Annotated in this window: 16 protein-coding genes; 11 read left to right on the top strand and 5 right to left on the bottom strand. The window is 63.1% G+C overall.

The window, feature by feature from the left end:
- Positions 1-8 precede the first annotated feature (8 nt).
- Complete coding sequence (locus JG747_RS00640; RefSeq protein ID WP_019862969.1) at positions 9-458, bottom strand: SRPBCC family protein; 450 nt, start codon at positions 456-458, stop codon at positions 9-11.
- Positions 459-607: 149 nt separating this feature from the next.
- Here JG747_RS00640 and JG747_RS00635 point away from each other — a divergent pair, with 149 nt between their 5' ends.
- The 4 genes from JG747_RS00635 (at position 608) to JG747_RS00620 (ending at position 5,308) form a co-directional block, all read left to right on the top strand.
- Complete coding sequence (locus tag JG747_RS00635; protein ID WP_019862970.1) at positions 608-2,413, top strand: IlvD/Edd family dehydratase; 1,806 nt, start codon at positions 608-610, stop codon at positions 2,411-2,413.
- A gap of 225 nt (positions 2,414-2,638) precedes the next feature.
- On the top strand, positions 2,639-3,457 hold the full coding sequence (locus JG747_RS00630; RefSeq protein ID WP_027047703.1) for a chromate resistance protein ChrB domain-containing protein: 819 nt from the start codon (positions 2,639-2,641) through the stop codon (positions 3,455-3,457).
- Complete coding sequence (gene chrA, locus JG747_RS00625) at positions 3,454-4,845, top strand: chromate efflux transporter (RefSeq protein ID WP_019862972.1); 1,392 nt, start codon at positions 3,454-3,456, stop codon at positions 4,843-4,845. Before JG747_RS00630 ends, chrA begins: the two co-directional genes overlap by 4 nt.
- Before the next feature lie 64 nt (positions 4,846-4,909).
- Positions 4,910-5,308, top strand: coding sequence for a hypothetical protein (locus tag JG747_RS00620; protein ID WP_027047704.1), 399 nt, complete (start codon positions 4,910-4,912; stop codon positions 5,306-5,308).
- 42 nt (positions 5,309-5,350) lie between these two features.
- Here JG747_RS00620 and JG747_RS00615 read toward each other — a convergent pair whose 3' ends face one another.
- Both JG747_RS00615 and pdxR read right to left on the bottom strand, forming a co-directional pair.
- Complete coding sequence (locus JG747_RS00615; RefSeq protein ID WP_027047705.1) at positions 5,351-6,940, bottom strand: trimethylamine methyltransferase family protein; 1,590 nt, start codon at positions 6,938-6,940, stop codon at positions 5,351-5,353.
- Positions 6,941-7,133: 193 nt separating this feature from the next.
- Positions 7,134-8,627: a MocR-like pyridoxine biosynthesis transcription factor PdxR gene (gene pdxR, locus JG747_RS00610; protein WP_202360953.1), complete on the bottom strand. Its 1,494-nt coding sequence runs from the start codon at positions 8,625-8,627 to the stop codon at positions 7,134-7,136.
- Positions 8,628-8,930: 303 nt separating this feature from the next.
- Between pdxR and pgi the strand changes: the two genes are divergently transcribed.
- Positions 8,931-10,574, top strand: coding sequence for a glucose-6-phosphate isomerase (pgi, locus tag JG747_RS00605; protein ID WP_038651932.1), 1,644 nt, complete (start codon positions 8,931-8,933; stop codon positions 10,572-10,574).
- A 5-nt stretch (positions 10,575-10,579) separates the two neighbouring features.
- The gene (locus JG747_RS00600; RefSeq protein WP_027047706.1) at positions 10,580-11,302 is read left to right on the top strand and encodes an HAD family hydrolase; all 723 of its coding nucleotides are present in this window, start codon (positions 10,580-10,582) and stop codon (positions 11,300-11,302) included.
- On the opposite strand, the gene JG747_RS00595 is transcribed toward JG747_RS00600, so the two are convergent.
- A complete protein-coding gene (locus JG747_RS00595) occupies positions 11,286-12,107 on the bottom strand; it encodes a class I SAM-dependent methyltransferase (protein ID WP_244748310.1) in 822 nt (273 codons plus the stop codon). The genes JG747_RS00600 and JG747_RS00595 overlap by 17 nt on opposite strands.
- Positions 12,108-12,123: 16 nt before the next feature.
- Positions 12,124-14,151: a long-chain fatty acid--CoA ligase gene (locus tag JG747_RS00590; protein WP_202360952.1), complete on the bottom strand. Its 2,028-nt coding sequence runs from the start codon at positions 14,149-14,151 to the stop codon at positions 12,124-12,126.
- Positions 14,152-14,618: 467 nt separating this feature from the next.
- On the opposite strand from JG747_RS00590, the gene JG747_RS00585 reads away from it, so the two are divergent.
- From JG747_RS00585 to JG747_RS00565, 5 genes are read left to right on the top strand one after another with little or no spacing between them, the layout of a single operon-like run.
- Positions 14,619-16,217 carry an ABC transporter substrate-binding protein gene (locus JG747_RS00585; RefSeq protein WP_038651939.1) on the top strand — a complete coding sequence of 533 codons (1,599 nt, stop codon included), beginning with the start codon at positions 14,619-14,621 and terminating at the stop codon, positions 16,215-16,217.
- A gap of 45 nt (positions 16,218-16,262) precedes the next feature.
- Positions 16,263-17,270 carry an ABC transporter permease subunit gene (locus JG747_RS00580; protein WP_038651941.1) on the top strand — a complete coding sequence of 336 codons (1,008 nt, stop codon included), beginning with the start codon at positions 16,263-16,265 and terminating at the stop codon, positions 17,268-17,270.
- Complete coding sequence (locus JG747_RS00575) at positions 17,270-18,181, top strand: ABC transporter permease subunit (protein WP_202360951.1); 912 nt, start codon at positions 17,270-17,272, stop codon at positions 18,179-18,181. Before JG747_RS00580 ends, JG747_RS00575 begins: the two co-directional genes overlap by 1 nt.
- On the top strand, positions 18,181-19,032 hold the full coding sequence (locus JG747_RS00570) for an ABC transporter ATP-binding protein (protein ID WP_202360950.1): 852 nt from the start codon (positions 18,181-18,183) through the stop codon (positions 19,030-19,032). Before JG747_RS00575 ends, JG747_RS00570 begins: the two co-directional genes overlap by 1 nt.
- Positions 19,029-19,862: a dipeptide ABC transporter ATP-binding protein gene (locus tag JG747_RS00565; protein WP_038651943.1), complete on the top strand. Its 834-nt coding sequence runs from the start codon at positions 19,029-19,031 to the stop codon at positions 19,860-19,862. The genes JG747_RS00570 and JG747_RS00565 overlap by 4 nt, the downstream gene beginning before the upstream one ends.
- The last annotated feature ends 11 nt before the right edge of the window (positions 19,863-19,873 follow it).

Below are 19,873 nucleotides of genomic sequence, written 5' to 3'. Positions count from 1 at the left end.
CGAAACGGTCAGCCGCCGACCTTCTCGCCGAAACTCGAAAAGAACTGCCCGGCCAGTTTTTTCGACGTCGACTCGATCAGCCGGCTGCCGAGCTGGGCAATCTTGCCGCCGACATCGGCCTTGGCCGCGTATTTGAGCACCGTGGCATCCGGCCCATCCTCGGTCAGCGTCACGTCGGCGCCGCCCTTGGCGAAGCCGGCAATGCCGCCCTTGCCTTCGCCCTGGATGGTGTAGGAATGCGGCGGCTTGAGATTTTTCAGCGTCACTTCGCCGTTGAAGGTGGCCTTGATAGGCCCGATCTTCAGCACCACCGTCGCGGCCATCTCGGTCGGCGACTTCATGTCGAGGCTCTGGCAACCGGGAATGGTCGCCTTTAAAACCTCGGGATCGTTCAGCGCTTCCCAGACTTTTTGCAGGGGTGCGGCAATGCGTTCCTCGCCTTCGATCACCAAAGCCATCAAGAACCTCCCGGAAACAATGGTTTGAAGCCCTAGCGCAGAGGTGCTGTTGTGTCTATCGCACCAAAGTGCGGGTTGGGAACGCGTGTGCCCCTTGCTTGCATTGACGCGTTGTCATATCGATTTGTCATACAAATACGGAGACCGTGATGGCCGGCGCCCCCACCAAGAAGAAAAAATTCCGCTCGCAGGAGTGGTTCGACAACCCTGACAACCCCGGCATGACGGCGCTCTATCTTGAGCGATACCTGAATTACGGGCTGACGCGCGCCGAACTGATGTCGGGCAAGCCGCTGATCGGCATCGCCCAGACCGGCTCGGATCTGTCGCCCTGCAACCGACACCATATCGAGCTCGCCAAGCGCGTGCGCGAAGGCATCGTCTCGATGGGCGGCATTCCCTTCGAATTCCCATGCCATCCGATCCAGGAGACCGGCAAGCGCCCGACCGCGGCCCTTGACCGCAACCTTGCCTATCTAGGCCTCGTCGAGGTGCTCTACGGCTACCCGCTCGACGGCGTCGTGCTGACCATCGGTTGCGACAAGACGACGCCGGCGCTGCTCATGGCGGCGGCCACCGTCAACATCCCGGCCATCGCCCTGTCGGTCGGCCCGATGCTCAACGGCTGGCACAAGGGCAAGCGCACCGGCTCCGGCACCATCGTCTGGGAATCGCGCCAGCGCCTGTCGGCCGGCGAGATCGACTATGACGAGTTCATGGATATCGTCGCCTCCTCGGCGCCCTCCACCGGCTACTGCAACACGATGGGCACCGCCACCACGATGAATTCGCTGGCAGAAGCGCTCGGCATGCAGCTGCCGGGCTCGGCCGCCATCCCGGCCCCTTACCGCGAGCGCGGGCAGATCGCCTACGAGACGGGCAAGCGCATCGTCGACATGGTGCATGAGGATTTGAAACCGTCGGACATCATGACGCGCAAGGCCTTCGAGAATGCCATCGTCGTCAATTCGGCGATCGGCGGCTCGACCAACGCGCCGATCCATCTCAACGCCATTGCCCGCCATCTCGGCGTGCAGCTCGACAATGATGACTGGCAGGAGATCGGCCTCAAGGTGCCGCTCCTCGTCAATCTGCAGCCGACGGGCGAGTATCTCGGCGAGGATTATCATCACGCCGGCGGCGTGCCGGCCGTAGTGGCCGAGCTGATGAAGGGCGGGCTGTTGCCGCATCCCGATGCCCTGACGGCCAATGGCAAGTCGATCGGCGACAATTGCAAGGCGGCGGTGGTCGAAAACGCCGATGTCATCCGCAGCGTCGACAAGCCGCTGAAGGTCAATGCCGGCTTCATCAACCTCAGCGGCAACCTGTTCGATTCGGCGATCATGAAAACCAGCGGCATCTCGCCGGAATTCCGCGAGCGCTACCTCTCCAATCCGAAGGACCCGGAAGCTTTCGAAGGCAACGCCATGGTCTTTGACGGGCCGGAGGATTACCACGCCCGCATCGACGATCCGGCGCAAGGCATCGACGAACACACGATCCTGTTCATGCGCGGCGCCGGCCCGGTCGGCTATCCCGGTGGCGCCGAGGTCGTCAACATGCAGCCGCCGGCATACCTCATCAAGAAGGGCATCCATGCGCTGGCCTGCATCGGCGACGGCCGCCAGTCGGGCACGTCGGGCTCGCCGTCGATTCTCAACGCCTCGCCGGAGGCTGCCATTGGCGGCGGACTGGCGCTGCTCAAGACAGGTGATCGCGTCCGCATCGACCTGAACAAGGGCACCGCCAACATCCTGGTCAGCGACGAAGAGATCGCCAAGCGGCGCGCGGCGCTGCAGGGCAATGGCGGCTACCACTATCCGCAGCACCAGACGCCGTGGCAGGAAATCCAGCGCGGCATGGTCGACCAGTTCGACCAGGGCATGGTGTTGAAGCCGGCGGTGAAATACCAGGATGTCGCGCACACCAGGGGCGTGCCCAGGGACAATCACTGATTGCTCCGGGGACAATCACTGACGCTGAATCGGCGGCGGCCTGGTCAATCGGGCCGCCGCCGCCGTTTTCAGTTCTGTGTGGTTTGTCCCGGTCGAGGCCGGTCACGATCCTTGACAAGCGCTCGCAACAAATCCACCATTGTGGCCAAGGGGTGCATCGCGACGACCCCGTGAGGCGTCAGCCCAACGTTCGCGTCCAGGCTTCTCTATCAGGAGGTGGACGCCATGCCGTCAACAACCGCTATCACCGTATCGCAACTGTCTCGTCTGGTCGGCCTGCCGGGAGCCCCGGTAATCGTCGATGTTCGCATCGATGAGGATTTCGACGCCGATCCGCGCCTGCTGCCGGCCTCGATCCGGCGCGATTTCAAAACCGTTCCGACCTGGGCGCCCGATTTCGCCGGCCAGCCTGTGGCGGTCGTCTGCCAGAAAGGCCTGAAGCTCTCGCAAGGTGTCGCCGCATGGCTGCGTCATGAGGGGATTCCCGCCGAATCCCTTGAAGGGGGTTTCGAAGCCTGGCGCGAGGCAGACGGGCTTTTGGTCAGCACCGACAAATTGCCACCGCGCGACGAAAAGGGCCATACCGTATGGGTGACGCGGGCACGCCCGAAGGTCGACCGCATCGCTTGCCCCTGGCTGATCCGGCGTTTCGTCGATCCTCATGCGGTCTTCCTGTTTGTCGAGGCAGCCGAAGTGCCGGCTGTCGCCGACCGCTTTCAGGCCGTGCCGTTCGACATCGACAATGTGTTCTGGAGCCATCGTGGTGAACGCTGCACCTTCGATACGATGATCGAGGAATTCGGGCTGGAATCCACCGCACTCGACCGCCTCGCCGCGATCGTGCGCGCGGCCGACACCGCAAGGCTCGATCTGGCGCCCCAGGCCGCCGGCTTTCTGGCTGCTTCGCTTGGCCTGTCGCGGATGTTTCGCGACGATCTGGAACAACTGGAAGCAGGCATGCTGCTCTACGATGCGTTCTTCCGCTGGTGCCGCGATGCCACCGAGGAAACGCACAATTGGCCCAGCGCGGGTAAACCGTCATGAGCGCCGTTGTGCCTGCACATGGGTCGGGGAACGTCGAGGCGCCGGCTGTGCCGACCTTTGCCGAAGCCGTCAAGGTCTGGGCGAAGATCGGACTGCTCAGCTTCGGCGGGCCGGCCGGGCAGATCGCCCTGATGCACAGGGAACTGGTCGAGGAACGGCGCTGGATCGGTGAACAGCGTTTCCTGCATGCGCTGAACTACTGCATGCTTTTGCCTGGCCCGGAAGCCCAGCAACTTGCCATCTATATCGGCTGGCTGCTGCACAGGACGATCGGCGGTCTTGTCGCCGGCATCCTGTTCGTCGTGCCCGGCGCGCTCGTCATGCTGATCCTGAGCAGCCTCTACGTGCTCTATGGCGACATTCCGCTCGTCGAGGCGCTTTTCCTCGGGGTGAAGGCGGCGGTGCTTGCCATCGTCATCGAGGCGGTGATCCGCATCGGACGGCGCGCCCTGAAAAACCCGGCCATGGTGTCGATCGCGGTCGCGGCCTTCATCGCAATCTACGCGTTGAATGTGCCGTTCCCGCTGATCATCCTGCTCGCCGGCCTGACAGGATGGCTGGGAGACCGCCTCGCTCCGGGTCTCTTCTCCGGTTCGGCGCACGGCAAGGATGATGGTCCTGATATCAAGGGCGCCGTCGACCTGATGTTCGAGCGCGGCGAACTGTCCCATGTCAAACCGACCAGATGGCATGCGCCGCGCACTGTCGCGATCTGGCTGCCGATTTGGCTCGGACCGGTCCTCCTGATCTGGTGGTTCACCGGCTCTGCCAGTGTGTGGACCGAGATAGGCCGGTTCTTCAGCCTGATGGCGGTCGTCACCTTCGGCGGCGCCTATGCGGTGCTGGCCTATGTCGCGCAGGCCGCCGTCCAGTCATTCGGCTGGCTGGCTCCCGGTGAAATGGTTGATGGTCTCGGACTTGCCGAGACCACGCCCGGCCCGCTCATCCTGGTGCTGCAGTTTGTCGGCTTCATCGCCGCGTTCCGTCACTCCGGGTCACTGAACCCATTGCTTGGCGGATCGCTCGGAGCGCTGCTGACCCTGTGGGTGACCTTCACGCCGTGCTTCTTCTGGATATTCCTTGGCGCGCCCTATATCGAGGCCTTGCGCGGCAACAGGGCCTTGTCGGCGGCGCTCGGCGCGATCACCGCCGCTGTTGTCGGCGTCATCATGAATCTCGCTTTGTGGTTTGCCTTGCACGTCGTCTTCCGTGAGGTGCACGCAATGAGCCTCGGCATGAATGTGCCGGTGCTTGCGTCGATCGACTGGCGCGCGGCGCTGCTGTCCTTGGCCGCGATGATCGCCATCCTGAAGCTGAAGATCGGCATGCTGCCGACGCTCGCTGGATCGGCCCTTGCCGGTGTCTTGCTGCTGGCGGTAAGTGGCTAGATGCCAGCCCGCTTTGTATTCCGCTTCCCGACCACTTAAGTGGTTGGAAACGGATTGGAACATCATGGCGCAACGACGCTCTTCCCTCGGCTTTCTCGGCATGTTCGGCCGCTCGGGTGATCTGAGGCAGCTCGATTCCGCCTTGCGCGGCGCCGACCTGCACCCCGCCCTCGTGCCGGAGGGCGTGAAGCTCACAATCGTCAATCTGATGAAGGATCGCTGGCCGGACGAGCCGCCGCCACAGGCCTATCCGGACGTGGCGCTGCTGTTCAGCTATTGCATCGCCGGTCCGGAAACCTTCGAAAGCTCGCAAGGTTTGCAGCAGCGGCAGGACGTCGAACGCCGGATCGAGGCCGCGGTGGAAGCCGGCGACAGTTTCGACGCGCAGATCGTGCTGATGGCTCTGCACGCCAAGCTGATCAATGCCGAGGTCGTCGAGCGCTACGGTCTGGGCGCCGACTAGGGCATGTTGATTTTCAGGCGATGGTGCCGGTCCGCAAACCGGCTACCCGCCCATATTGGCGCGCGGCAGCTTGATCATGTCGCCGAAGCGGGCGCGCAGTTTTTCGTCGAGCAGTTTTGGCACATGGCGCGGGAAGCGTTCGGCAAGGATGCGCTTCTTCTCGATGATCGCGCGCTGCAATATGTCGGGACGGCCCTTCTCGTTCCATTCCTTCGGCGAAAATCGGTCGCCGACGGCCGGGTAGAAATACTCCGTCTGCATCAGCCGCAGCGTCTGCTCGTTGCCGAGATAGTGGCCAGGCCCATTCAGGCAGACTTCGGCGATGGTGTCGATCGACAGCGCTTCGTCTGTCACCTCGATGCCGCGCACGCAGCGCAGGCAATGGCCGAGCATGTCATTGTCGATGATCAGGCTTTCCAGGCAGAAGCCGAGCAGCGAGGCATGCATGCCGGCCGATTCATAGACGAGGTTGAGCCCGGCCAAGCCGGCCATCACGTCGGTGATGCCTTTTTCGTAGCCGGACTGGATGTCGGGCAGTTTCGAATCCGTCATGCCGGCGGCCGAGCCACCCGGCAGATCGTAGAACTGCGCCATCTGCGCGCAGGCCGCGGTCAGCACCGCCTGTTCGGCCGAGCCGCCCGACATGGCGCCGGTCCGTAGGTCCGACACGAACGGCCATGTGCCGAAGATTGCCGGATGCCCCGGCTTGATGGCGTTGACATAGACCAGACCGGCCAGCACTTCGGCCACTGCCTGCACCACGGCGCCGGCAATCGCCGCCGGCGCGGTCGCGCCGGCCTGGCCGGCCGACAAAAGCAGGATCGGGATGCCGCCTTCGACGCAGGCCTCGAGCACGCCGCAGGCATCCTCGGCGAATTTCATCGGCGGCACGACGAAGCAGTTGGAGTTCGACACGAACGGCCGGGCGCGGAAATTCTCCTCCCCGCCGGCAATGGCATAGAGCATTTCCAGCGCCGGCTGCACGTTCTCGCGCACCGTGAACGAGGTGCCGACATGCTTGGACGTACCCATCACGCAGGCATAGAGCGTGTTGAAGTCCATTTCGAGCGGATCGGGAATGTCGCGCGGCACCATCGGCCGCTGGAAGAAATGGATGTTGTCGAGCCCGTCGACGATGCGGGCGGCGTCATAGATGTCCTGCAGCAGCGATTCGCGGTATTCGCGCTTCTCGACATCGACCAGATGCACGGCGGCGCCAGCCGTGCCGTAGTGCACGCGCTTGCCCTGGATCACCATATCGTGTTTCGGATCCTGGCCGTGCAAGGTGAAATTGCGTGCCGCTTTTTTGATCGTATCGAGCACCAGGGCGCGCGGGAAACGGATGCGGCCATCGTCGCCATAGGTGGCGCCGGCCTTGGTCAGCGCCTCGATGCAAGAGGGGATGGCATTGGCGAAGCCGACCGTCTCCAGCAGCGTCAGCACCGCCTCGTGGATGCGCTCCTGGTCGTTGCCGCGCAGCGGTCCGTAGCTGCCGCCCTCGAGGCCGGCGCGCACCGGCCTGATGTCGTCGGCGAGCGGCGCTGCCCGCATGGCACGGCGCGCTTCGCGTCCACCGGAGCGGCGCGAGCGCTGATCCGCCGCCGCTTCCTGCTTTTCAAGAACCACAGACATGGAGGCACTCCACCTTTTCTCGGAAACAGGGCGGCGGTTGGTCCACCATCGGCTGCTTCTTCCCCTTTGTGCCACGACTATGCCGCCGGCATTGGCCCAGACCATGAGCCAGCCGGTCTGGTTGCATATGCCAGCGCTAAAGGAAACGGGGCCGCGATCGGGCGGCCCCGGTCAAAAGGATCGGATAAGTGGATCAGGCGGCGGCGGGCCTGCGCCCGGCGGCGGTGGCCAGTTCCCGGATGCCTGGCTCGATGTGCTGCAGCGCGATCGAGGAAATGCCCAAACGCATGAAACGCGAAGGCTTTTCGGTGCGGTCGAAGAAGCGGTCTCCCGGCTCGATGATGACGCTGCGCGAGGCCGCGGCCTCGGCCAAACCGCGGGAATCGGTGCCGCGCGGGCCTTCGAGCCAGAGCGACGTGCCGCCGGCCGAGTCGGTCGAGCGCCATTCCGGCAGGAAAGCGGAAATCGCATGGACCAGACGCTTGCGCCGCTCGTCGAAGGCGCTCGACAGGCGCCGCACCAAGGCCTCGTGATGGCCGAGCGACAGGAAGAGCGCCACGGCACGCTGGTTGTTGGCCGGCGGATGGCGCAGCATGAAGCGGCGCAGCGCCCTCAGTTCCGAGATTAGTCCAGCAGAGGCCACGATGTAGCCAAGCCGCAGGCCCGGGGCCAGCGTCTTCGACATCGAGCCGACATAGACGACGCGGCCGGAACGATCGAGGCTCTTCAGCGCCTGCTGCGGCGCCTCGTCGAGAAGCTGGCTGTCATAGCCGTCCTCGATGATGATCTGGTTGTGCCGGTTGGCACGCGCCAGAAGCTCCTGCCGCCGCTCGGCCGACAACGGCACCATGGTCGGGCAATGATGGCTGGGCGTGACGAAGACGAAGCCGGAATCATTGGGGATAGAAGAGGTTACGATGCCGGACTGGTCGACCGGCACCGGCTGGATGTCGGCGCCCGCAAGCCGGAAGATCGAGCGTGCGTCGGGGTAGCCCGGGTCCTCCATCGCCACCTTCGAGCCCTTGGTCATCAGCAGCGAAGCCAGCATGTAGAGCGCGTTCTGGGCGCCAAGCGTGACGATGATCTCGTCGGGATTGGCGAAGATGCCGCGCCGGGGCAAGAGCCGCGCCTGGATCTGCTCGATCAGCAGCGGATCGTCGCGATCGACCATGTCGGACGCCCAGTTGCGGATTTCGAGCACGGCCAGCGCCATGCGGTTGCACTCGCGCCATTCGGCGGTCGGGAACAGCGCCGGGTCGAACTGGCCGTAGACGAAGGGGTAGGACGACTTGATCCAGTTCTCGTGCTTGGCCGGCGGCGGCATGTCGCTGGCGGCGATCTGCCGGCGTGCCTTCCAGTCGATCTCATTGGCCTGGTCGGGCGCCTTCTGGTGCGGCTTGGCCGGTGTTGCCAGCACGTCGGGGTTGACGAAATGGCCGCGCCGCTCGCGCGCCACCAGGAACCCCTGGTCGACGAGCTGCTGGAAGGCCAGCACCACCGTCCCGCGTGCGACGCCCAGCTTCTCGGCCAGGATCCGGCAGGAGGGAAGCGGCATCGAAGCGGCGATCTGCCGGTCGAGAATGGCGGCCACGATGGCCTGGCGGATCTGCGCCTGCAGGGTTTGGCCGGATTCGGCCGAAATCCGGAACAGGCCGGACCATATGGCCGTGTCGTTGCGCTGTGGCATGGGAAATCTTCCTCGGATGGCCAGCCATTTTCATTTGGCTGGACCAGTCGAGTGTATGGGTGGCACAAGGGGTTGCGCCAATCAATTTTTCTGATCTTTGGGATTTATGCCAGTGATCCTTCAGCCAAAATTGGGCTCTGCGGCCGCCCGAAGTGACACATAGTGTCATCGCATCGTGATGCGATGCGGCATCGCCGCGTATTGACCGCACGGAATTCGGCTCAATAGGTTTGTCGCGACGACACGCGCCGGAAACATCCGGTCTGATAAAGTATGTCGAAAAACGCCAGGAGCTCCCCGCCATTGGATAAGTCAGCCTTCCAGAAACAGCTCGCCGCCTTGCGCGATCATCGCACCGCGGCACCTGCGAGCATGCGCCAGGCCTTCGCCGCCGATCCACAGCGTTTCCAGACATTCTCCGCCACCGATGGTGACCTTTTGCTCGACTGGTCGAAATGCGCCGTCGATGCCGTCACCATGGACTTGCTGGAGAAGCTCGCCGGCGCCGCCGATCTCGAGGGTCGCCGCGCCGCCATGTTCGCCGGCAAGAAGATCAACATCACCGAGGACCGCGCCGTGCTGCACACGGCGCTGCGCAATCTCAGCGGCAAGGGCGTCACGGTCGACGGCCAGGACGTCAAGGCCGACGTCATTTCCGTGCTCGACGCGATGGGCGCCTTCGCTGATGCCATCCGTTCAGGCAAGGCTCTTGGCGCCACCGGCAAGAAGATCACCGACATCGTCAACATCGGCATTGGCGGCTCCGACCTCGGCCCGGCTATGGCGACGCTGGCGCTGGCGCCATATCATGACGGGCCACGCGCGCATTATGTGTCCAACATAGACGGCGCCCACATCCACGACACGCTGAAGGGCCTGTCGGCCGAAACCACGCTGTTCATCATCGCCTCCAAGACCTTCACCACGGTCGAGACGATGACCAACGCGCAGACGGCGCGCGACTGGGTGCAGAAGGCACTCGGCAAGCAGGCGGTCGGTAAGCATTTCGCCGCTGTTTCGACGGCACTCGACCTGGTGGCCAAGTTCGGCATCGAGCAAAACCGCGTCTTCGGTTTCTGGGACTGGGTCGGCGGCCGTTATTCGGTCTGGGGCGCGATCGGCCTGCCCGTCATGATCGCCGTCGGCCCGCGAAATTTTCGCGCCTTCCTCGACGGCGCGCACGAGATGGACGAGCATTTCCGCACCACCCCGCTCGCCGGGAACCTGCCGGCGCTTCTCGGGCTGGTCGGCTGGTGGCATCGCGTGATCTGCGGCTATCCGGCCCGCGCGGTCATCCCCTATGACCAGCGCCTGTCCCGGCTGCCGGCCTATCTGCAGCAGCTCGACATGGAATCGAACGGCAAGGGCGTCACCCTTGACGGCACGCCCGTGGCGACACCGACCGGGCCGCTGGTCTGGGGCGAGCCGGGCACCAATGGCCAGCACGCCTTCTTCCAGCTCTTGCACCAGGGCACCGACTTCATCCCGGTCGAGTTCCTGGCCGCGGCTGTCGGCCATGAGCCGGAGCTCAAGCACCAGCATGATTTGCTGCTCGCCAATTGCCTGGCGCAGTCCGAAGCGCTGATGAAGGGCCGCACGCTGGACGAGGCGCGCGCGCAGATGCTGGCCAAGGGCATGAAGCCGGCCGACGTCGACAAGATTGCGCCGCATCGTGTCTTCTCCGGCAACCGGCCTTCGGTGACCATCCTCTATCGCAAGCTCGACCCGCGCACTTTCGGGCGGCTGATCGCGCTCTATGAGCACCGCGTCTTCGTCGAGGGCACGCTGTTCAACATCAATTCCTTCGACCAGTGGGGCGTCGAGCTCGGCAAGGAGCTGGCGACCGGCCTGCTGCCTGTCGTGGAAGGCAAGGAAAGCGCCGCAAACCGGGACGCCTCGACCAGGGGCCTTGTGGAACGCATCCACCAATTGCGCGGTTCGGAGTGACTGATTTGGCAGACATCAAGGGTATATTGTTCGACAAGGACGGGACACTTGTCGACTTCAACGCGACCTGGCTCGGCGTCGCCGATTTCATGGCCATGGATGCCGCTGATGGCGACCGCTGGAAGGCCGACAGGCTGCTTGCGGCCGCCGGCTTCGATTTCGCCAGCCGGCGCTTCAAGCCCGATTCGATCTTTGCCTCGGGCACCAACATGGATGTCGTCGAGCTGTGGTTCCCGCGTCTGTCCGACGAAGACCAGATGCTGGCCGTAGCCCGCTTCAACGAGATCACCTCGGTGCAGGGCTCGGCGATGGCGGTGGCGCTGCCGGGCATCGTCGATACCTTGGCGGTGCTGCACAAAAGATCCTACCGGCTTGGCGTCGCCACCAACGATTCCACCAGCGGCGCGGAAAAGACCTTGGTCACGCTGGGCGTCGCCCAGCTGTTCGACGCCGCCTATGGCTATGACGCGGTGGCCAATCCCAAACCCGCGCCCGACACCATCCAGGCCTTTTGCGACCTCACCGGCCTGAAGCCAGCGGAGATCGCCATGGTGGGCGACAACCGCCACGATCTCGAAATGGCGCGCGCCGGCGCCTGCGGCCTGGCGGTGGGCGTGCTCTCCGGCACCGGCACGCGCGAATCGCTGGCCGGCATTGCCGACGTCGTTCTCGATTCCGTCGCCGACCTGCCGGATTTCCTGTCGACGCGGGTCAAGGAGACGGTTTGATCGCTCCCGCCAGCGCGGTCTCGGCCTCGAAACGAAAGACGCCGCTCGGCTTCAGCGTGGCATCTTTCGCGTCACCGAAATCCGGCACCTGATGTTCGGCGAGCAGTCGCAGCCGGGCCAGCGGCAGGTCATGGCGACGCGGATCGCCGACCAGCACCTCGATGCCGGCTGCCAAACAGCGATCGAGGAACGGGGTAACCCGTAGGGCAACCTCGTGGCCGTAGAACACGTCGCCTGCAAGCACGAGGTCGACGGCCGGCGGCGGCCCCGTGGTGATATCCTGGTGGACGATCGTGATCTCGACGCCGTTGGCCGCCGCGTTGAGGCCGATAGCGGCAACACCGTTGCGGTCGATCTCGGCGGCGATCACCTCGCTTGCGCCGGCCTTGGCGGCGGCAATGCCGACAATGCCCGAACCCGCCCCCAGGTCCAGCACGCGACGGCCCGCCACGGTCATCGGATTGTCGAGGATGTGGCGCGCCAGCACCGCGCCGCCGGCCCACGCATAGGCCCAGTAGGGCGGCTGCGGTTCTGGCGCATCGTCGTCCGCATCAATATCGTCTTCAGGATCGACGAGGCGTCTCAATCCGCTGCCCGGATGGGCGGTGTAGAACCGGATTTCGGGAAGCGCCGGTACAGGAACAAGGCGCATGTTCGCCTTGATGAATTCCGCCGGGTCGAGGCGCGGGCGGTTTGGCAAGTCCTTGCTTGGTCCCTCGTCGCCGAAGGGGTGGCCCCTCGCTAAAGCGCGCTGCGCTTCAGCTCTTTGTTTTGGTGCATGTCGTTCTCCCAAAACCGAGGTCACTTTTGGGCGATGTGCATCAGGCGCGCAATGCCCGCCGCAGGATCTTGCCGACCGGCGTCTTCGGCAATTCGGTCCTGAACTCGATATATTTGGGCCGCTTGTAGCCGGTCAGGTTCTCGCGGCAAAAAGCGGTGATGGCTTCCACGGTCAGGGCCGGATCCTTCTTGACGATGAACAGCTTCGGCACTTCGCCCGAATGCTCGTCCGGCACGCCGATCGCCGCGACTTCGAGCACGCCTGGATGCATGGCCACGACCTCCTCGAGTTCGTTCGGATAGACGTTGAAGCCCGAGACCAGGATCATGTCCTTCTTGCGGTCGACGATCTTGGTGTAGCCGCGCTCGTCCATGAAGCCCATGTCGCCGGACTTGAAGTAGCCGTCCTTGGTCATCACCTTGGCGGTCTCGTCAGGCCGGTTCCAGTACCCCGCCATCACCTGCGGTCCCCTGATGCAGATTTCGCCGACCTCGCCCAGCGGCAAATTGTTGCCGTCATCGTCGCGGATGGCGATTTCTGTCGAGGGCAGCGGCAGGCCGATCGTGCCGGTGAAGTCACCGGAACTGAACTTGTTGGCCGTCGCCACCGGTGACGTTTCCGAGAGGCCGTAGCCCTCAGTGACAGGGCAACCGGTCAAAGCCTTCCAGCGCTCGGCGACGCCCTTCTGCACCGCCATGCCGCCGCCAAGCGTCAGCACCAGCGGCTTGAAGTCGAGTTTGCGGAAGTCCTCATTGTTGAGCAGCGCGTTGAACAGCGTGTTGAGGCCGGGAAAGATGTGGACCGGATACTTCTGGAGTTCCTTGACGAAGCCCGGGATATCGCGCGGATTGGGAATGAGCACGTTGCGAGCGCCTTGCTGCATGCCCATCAGCGCGTTCACCGTCAGCGCGAAGATATGATAGAGCGGCAGCGCGCAGATGAAGTTCGGGTGTGCGGGCTTCGGCTTGATCGTATAGGCGTCTTCCATCCACTGCGCGTTCTGCACGACATTGGAGAGCACATTGCTGTGCAGCAGCGTGGCGCCTTTCGACACGCCCGTGGTGCCGCCCGTATATTGCAGGAAGGCGACATCGTCGGCCGCAACCTTGGCCGGCTTGAAGCCAAGGCCGGCGCCAGCCTTCATCGCCGCGTTGAACTTGACATGCCCGGGCAGCGACCATGCCGGCACCATTTTCTTCACGCGGCGCACGACGAAGTTGACGATCGTGCCCTTGATGCCGCCAAGCATGTCGCCCATGGCCGCCACCACGACATGCTTGACCGCGGTCCTGGAGACTACCGCCTGCAAGGTGTTGGCGAAGTTTTCCAGGATGACGATGGCTTGCGCGCCGGAATCCTTGAGCTGGTGCTCCAGCTCGCGCGGCGTGTAAAGCGGATTGATGTTTACCACGACATAGCCGGCGCGCAGGATGCCCATCATCGCCACCGGATATTGCAGAACGTTAGGCATCATGATGGCGACGCGCGCACCCTTTTGCAGCCCCTTCGATTGCAGATAGGCACCGAAGGCCGCCGACAACTGCTCGACATCGGCATAGCTGATGGATTTGTCCATGCAGGTGAAGGCCGGCTGGGCGGAAAACTGCTTGCAGGCGGCGACCAGGAAATCGCCGATCGAACTGTAGGGCAACGCACCGATCTCGGCCGGAACATTTTTCGGATAGCTCTTGAGCCAAGGCTTTTCGGGCAGGCCTGCGGCAAGTTCCGTGAGCGCCTTCGGCAACCGCTTGGTGTCAGCTGCCGCCGGTTTCGATGTCGACGCTGCCTTCGCTGGCGATGCGGCCTTCGCTGCCCCGGTCTTTGTGGGAGAAGCCTTTGCAGGGGTCTTCGCCGGAGAAGTCTTCGTCGCTGAGGTCTTTGCCGGGGCGGCTTTTGCCGCCGGCTTCGCAACGGCCTTGGCGGTGGCTGCCTGTGCCGCCTTGGCAGGTCTTGCGCCTGTGCTGGCGGTCGAGGCCTTGGCACCAGCTTTACCTTGATCGTCGGCGGCGGCTGGTTTCGAGACTGCCTTTGCCGACGCTTTCACCGGCGCCTTTGATGCTTTTGCCACCCGTTCCTCCTCGACAATTCCTGTTCGCCCGTTTCGGTCGCCTATGCCGCGCCCGCCTCCGAATTGACAGAGGCGTCCTCCGTGCCGCCAGCATATCCATCTATGTATTGCCTCTATCGGCGGCGGTGCAAGTCTTGCCCTTGCGGCAGGGCGCCGAAAGATTTGCCGTCGAAAATCTTTCCCGCCGGCGACACTTGGAACCGGCATCTTTCCGCATCGATGATCGGATGAGGGCGGACGCGGCGGCCATGTCGCCATATGCCAGATCAATAAAAAAATGCGGTCGTTAATAATCTCGTGAGTGGAAAAAACTGCTAATTTTTTCTGCCATTTAGCAAAATGGCAGATTTTTTTCCTGCTTCCCGAGGGGTAAGCAAACGGGGTGTTCCAAAGCCGGAAAAACGGTGCTTATATGCGCGCTTCGCGAGCCTGATAGAGGGGCTTGGAAGAACATCAGGGAGTGCTCAATGAAAAAGAAACTCGCTTTTGCGGCCGCTTTGCTGGCCGCAAGCGTACTGAGCGGCATGGCCAATGCAAAGACGCTCGTCTATTGCTCGGAAGCGTCGCCTGCCAATTTTGATCCGGGTACCACGACCGGCGGCAACGACTTCGATGCCTCGTCGCGTACCGTCTATTCGCGTCTGGTCGAATTCAAGCATGGCGGCACCGAAGTCGAGCCCGGCCTTGCCGACAAGTGGGAGATTTCCGACGACGGCTTGGTCTACACTTTCCACCTGCATCCGGGCGTCAAGTTCCAGACCACCGACTATTTCAAGCCGACGCGTGACCTCAACGCCGACGACGTCGTTTTCTCCTTTGATCGCCAGTTCAACAAGGCGAACCCCTGGAACGGCGACAAGTATCTGCCGAACCTGACCTGGGACTACTACACCGGCATGGACATGCCGAAATACGTCGCCAAGTGGGAAAAGGTCGATGACCTTACCGTCAAGCTGACGCTGACCGAGCCGAACGCGCCGATGCTGGCCAACCTTGGCATGGACTTCGCCTCGATCGTGTCGAAGGAATATGCCGACCAGCTGGAGAAGTCCGGCAAGATGGCCGATTTCTCGACCAAGCCGATCGGCACTGGTCCGTTCCAGTTCGTCGACTACCAGCTGGATTCGGTCATCCGCTACGCGGCTCACCCGGATTATTTCAAGGGCAAGGAAAAGATCGACGATCTCGTCTTCGCCATCACGCCTGACGCCACCGCCCGCACCCAGAAGGTGCTCGCCGGGGAATGCGACATCGCGCCCTATCCGAACCCGGCCGACATCGCCACCATCAAGGCCAACAAGGACGTGACCCTGATGGATCAGGCCGGCCTGAACATCGGCTATATGAGCTACAACACCACCATCCCGCCGCTCGACAAGCCTGAGGTGCGCCATGCGCTCAACCAGGCGATCGATCGGGAATCGCTGATCAAGTCGCTGTTCCAGGATGCAGGCGCCACGCCTGCCGAAAACCTGATCCCGCCGACCATGTGGTCGTGGAACAAGGATGTGAAGACCGACGCCTACAATCCGGAAGCGGCCAAGAAGGTGCTGGCCGACGCCGGCCTGAAGGAAATCCAGCTCTGGGCATCCGACCGCGTTCGCCCGTACAACCCGAACTTCCAGCGCGCCGCCGAACTGATCCAGGCCGACTGGGCCAAGGTCGGTGTCAAGGCGGAGATCGTCAACTACGAGTGGACCAAGTATCGCTCGGAAGGCAAGAAGAAGGACCGTCCCGGTGCGTTCCAGATCGGCTGGACCGGCGACAATGGCGATCCGGACAACTTCTTCGCCACCCTGTTCGCCTGCTCCGCCATCGGCGTCTCGAACTACTCCAGCTGGTGCGACAAGGACTTCGAGGATCTGATCCAGAAAGCCAAGAAGACCAGCGACCAGGCCGAGCGCACCAAGCTCTACGAACAGGCGCAGGTGATCTTCGCAAAGGAAGCGCCCGCCTTCCTGCTGGTCCACAGCCAAGTCTACGCGGTCGTGCGCAACAATGTCAGCGGTTTCAAGATGGATCCGCTCGGCATTCACCGCTTCGACGGCGTTGACAAGGCCGAATAAGACTATAGAGCGGGGCGGCGCAATGAAGCGCCGCCCCCCTACATCATGCTAAAATATATCCTCCACCGAATTGCACTTTTGATCCCGACGCTTGTCGGCATCACGATCTGCGCCTTTGCGTTCGTCAGGCTGCTGCCCGGCGATCCTATTCTTGCCATGGCCGGTGAACACGGTGTGGCGCCGGCGCGTTATGAAGAGCTGAAGGAGCAGTTCGGCTACAATCTGCCGATCTGGCAGCAATACACACGCTATGTCGGTGAGGTCGTGACCGGCGATTTCGGCGTCTCGATTTCGTCCAAGCGCCCGGTGCTCGAAGAGTTCAAGACGCTCTTCCCTGCGACGCTGGAACTGTCGTTCTTTGCCATGATCTTCGCCATGGTACTGGGCATTCCGGCCGGCATCTTCGCGGCGGTCAAGCGCGGCTCCTGGTTCGATCAGTCGCTGATGGGCACCGCGCTCGTCGGCTATTCCATGCCGATCTTCTGGTGGGGCCTGCTGCTGATCATCTTCTTCTCCGGTTACCTCGGCTGGACGCCGGTCAATGGCCGCATCGACCTGCAGTACTTCTTCAAGCCGATCACCGGTTTCATGACCATCGACACCTTGCTCTACGGCAAATGGGATGCATTCCGCTCGGTATTGCGCCATCTGGTGCTGCCGACAATTGTGCTCGGTACCATTCCGCTGGCGGTGATAGCGCGCCAGACGCGCTCCGCCATGCTTGAAGTGCTGGGCGAGGATTATGTACGGACTGCCCGAGCCAAAGGCCTCTCGTCGGCCCGAGTCATCGGTGTGCATGCTCTGCGCAACGCACTCATCCCGGTGGTCACCACCATCGGCCTGCAGGTTAGCACGCTGCTCGCCGGCGCCATCCTTACCGAAACGATCTTCTCGTGGCCGGGCATCGGCAGGTGGATGGTCGAATCCATATCCAAGCGCGATTATGTTGTCGTGCAGTCTGGCCTGCTGTTGATTGCGCTTATCGTCATGGCCGTGAATCTGATCGTTGACGTGCTCTATGCCGTTATCAACCCACGCATAAGGGCGGCGTGATGAGCCAGTCGACCGAAATCGCGCCGATGGCCGCCGGCAACCCGGATCGCCTCACCGGTCTCAGGACCTTCTGGTATTATTTCTCGGTGAACCGGGGCGCCGTTATAGGCCTGTTCGTCTTCGTCCTTTTGGTGCTGGCGGCGCTCTTTGCGCCGCTGCTGGCCCCCTACGCGCCAGACATCCAGGACAAGACCGCATTCTTGCGGCCGCCTGCATGGCAGGCAGGCGGCAGCTCGCAATATCTGCTCGGCACCGATCCGGTCGGGCGCGACATCCTTTCGCGCCTGCTCTATGGCGCGCGCTTCTCGCTGCTGATCGGCGCGGTCGTGGTCTCGCTGGCGCTCATCGGCGGCATCACGCTCGGCCTGCTGGCCGGCTATTTCCGCGGCTGGGTCGACGTGGCGATCATGCGCGTCATGGACCTCATCCTGGCCTTCCCGTCGCTGTTGCTGGCGCTGGTGATGGTCACCATCCTCGGTCCCGGCCTGTTCAATGCGATGCTGGCCATCGCGCTCGTGCTGCAGCCGCATTTCGCGCGCCTTGTGCGCGCCGCGGTGATGGCGGAGAAGAGCCGCGAATATGTCGTGGCGGCGAAGGTCGCCGGCGCCGGGCATCTCAGGCTGATGCTTCGCACTATCCTGCCCAATTGCCTGGGACCGCTGATCGTCCAGGGCACCTTGTCTTTCTCCAACGCCATCCTCGAAGCGGCCGCCCTCGGCTTCCTCGGCCTCGGTGCCCAGCCGCCGACGCCCGAATGGGGCACGATGCTCGCCTCGGCGCGTGAATTCATCCTGCGCGCCTGGTGGGTGGTGACCTTACCAGGCCTGGCGATCCTGATCACCGTGCTTGCCATCAATCTGATCGGCGACGGTCTGCGCGATGCGCTCGATCCGAAATTGAGGAGGTCGTGATGGCGCTGTTGGACATCCAGAACCTCGTCGTCGAATTCCAGACCGCATCAGGTATGTTCCGGGCGGTCGATGGCGTTTCCTTGCATGTCGACGAGCGCGAAGTGCTGGCGATCGTCGGCGAATCCGGTTCCGGCAAGTCGGTCTCGATGCTGGCGGTGATGGGCCTTTTGCCATGGACCGCCAAGGTCACCGCCGACCGCATGAGCTTCAATGGCCGCGATCTGCTGAAGCTGAGCGCTGCCGAGCGGCGCAAGATCGTCGGCAAGGACATGTCTATGATCTTCCAGGAGCCGATGGCCAGCCTCAATCCCTGCTTCACCGTCGGCTTCCAGATCGAGGAGGTGCTGCGTTTCCATATGGGCATGGACGGTGCGCAGCGCCGGGAGCGCGCCATCGAACTCCTCACGCAGGTCGGCATTGCCGAGCCGGCGGAACGGCTGAACTCGTTCCCGCACCAAATGTCGGGCGGCCAATGCCAGCGCGTCATGATCGCCATTGCCATTGCCTGCAATCCAAAGCTTTTGATCGCTGACGAGCCGACCACCGCGCTCGACGTCACCATCCAGAAGCAGATCCTCGATCTCCTGGTCTCGCTGCAGGCCAAATACGGCATGGGCCTGATCATGATCACCCACAATATGGGCGTGGTGGCCGAGACCGCCGATCGCGTCATCGTCCAGTACAAGGGCCGCAAGATGGAAGAGGCCGACGTGCTGTCGCTGTTTGAATCGCCGATGAGCAATTACACCCGCGCGCTTTTGTCGGCGCTGCCGGAGAATGCCGTGGGCGACCGGCTGCCGACCGTCTCCGACATGCTGTTCGAGCCGGCGCCCTCGGGAGCCGCCGCATGAGCATCAAGGTCGTCGAAGGCAAGAATATCGTGCGCGACTACCATGTCGGCGGCGGGCTGTTTCGCGCGCAGCGCACCGTGCATGCGGTCAAGGGCGTTTCCTTCAGTGTCGACAAGGGCAAGACGCTGGCCATCGTCGGTGAAAGCGGCTGCGGCAAGTCGACGCTTGCCCGCATCATCACGCTGATCGATCCCGCGACTTCCGGCGAACTGTTCATCGACGGCAACAAGGTCGACATCGCCAGGGGCGGATTGACCAAGGAGATGCGCCGCAAGGTCCAGATTGTCTTCCAGAACCCGTACGGCTCGCTCAACCCGCGCCAGAAGATCGGCGACGTGCTGGGCGAACCGCTGCTGATCAACACCGACAAGCCGGCCGAGGAACGGCGCGACCTCGCCATGAAGATGCTGAAGAAGGTGGGTCTCGGGCCTGAGCACTACAATCGCTATCCGCATATGTTTTCCGGCGGCCAGCGCCAGCGTATCGCCATTGCCCGTGCGCTGATGCTGAACCCCAGCCTGCTGGTGCTGGACGAGCCGGTCTCCGCGCTTGATCTGTCTGTGCAGGCGCAGGTGCTCAACCTGCTCGCCGACCTGCAGGACGAGTTCCAGCTGACCTATGTCTTCATCAGCCACGATCTGTCCGTGGTGCGCTACATCGCCGACGACGTGATGGTGATGTATTTCGGCGAAGCGGTCGAATATGGCTCGCGCGAAGAGGTCTTTTCCGACCCCAAGCACAGCTACACCAAGACGCTGTTCGCCGCGACGCCGCGCGCCGACGTCGCCTCGATCAAGGCGAGATTGGCGAAGAAGAAGGCGGCGGCCTGAGACTGCTGGCC

The organism is Mesorhizobium sp. 131-3-5 (assembly GCF_016756575.1).
GTDB classification, from domain to species: Bacteria; Pseudomonadota; Alphaproteobacteria; order Rhizobiales; family Rhizobiaceae; genus Mesorhizobium; species Mesorhizobium jarvisii.
This window is presented reverse-complemented; position numbering and strand designations above follow the sequence as displayed.

Excerpts from the sequence above, each read along its gene's own strand:
- pdxR (WP_202360953.1), bottom strand. The coding sequence starts at position 8,627 with ATGCCACAGCGCAACGACACGGCCATATGGTCCGGCCTGTTCCGGATT.
- JG747_RS00585 (WP_038651939.1), top strand. The coding sequence starts at position 14,619 with ATGAAAAAGAAACTCGCTTTTGCGGCCGCTTTGCTGGCCGCAAGCGTA.
- JG747_RS00615 (WP_027047705.1), bottom strand. The coding sequence starts at position 6,940 with ATGTCTGTGGTTCTTGAAAAGCAGGAAGCGGCGGCGGATCAGCGCTCG.
- JG747_RS00635 (WP_019862970.1), top strand. The coding sequence starts at position 608 with ATGGCCGGCGCCCCCACCAAGAAGAAAAAATTCCGCTCGCAGGAGTGG.
- JG747_RS00565 (WP_038651943.1), top strand. The coding sequence starts at position 19,029 with ATGAGCATCAAGGTCGTCGAAGGCAAGAATATCGTGCGCGACTACCAT.
- JG747_RS00570 (WP_202360950.1), top strand. The coding sequence starts at position 18,181 with ATGGCGCTGTTGGACATCCAGAACCTCGTCGTCGAATTCCAGACCGCA.
- JG747_RS00575 (WP_202360951.1), top strand. The coding sequence starts at position 17,270 with ATGAGCCAGTCGACCGAAATCGCGCCGATGGCCGCCGGCAACCCGGAT.
- chrA (WP_019862972.1), top strand. The coding sequence starts at position 3,454 with ATGAGCGCCGTTGTGCCTGCACATGGGTCGGGGAACGTCGAGGCGCCG.
- JG747_RS00620 (WP_027047704.1), top strand. The coding sequence starts at position 4,910 with ATGGCGCAACGACGCTCTTCCCTCGGCTTTCTCGGCATGTTCGGCCGC.
- JG747_RS00580 (WP_038651941.1), top strand. The coding sequence starts at position 16,263 with ATGCTAAAATATATCCTCCACCGAATTGCACTTTTGATCCCGACGCTT.
- JG747_RS00640 (WP_019862969.1), bottom strand. The coding sequence starts at position 458 with ATGGCTTTGGTGATCGAAGGCGAGGAACGCATTGCCGCACCCCTGCAA.
- JG747_RS00630 (WP_027047703.1), top strand. The coding sequence starts at position 2,639 with ATGCCGTCAACAACCGCTATCACCGTATCGCAACTGTCTCGTCTGGTC.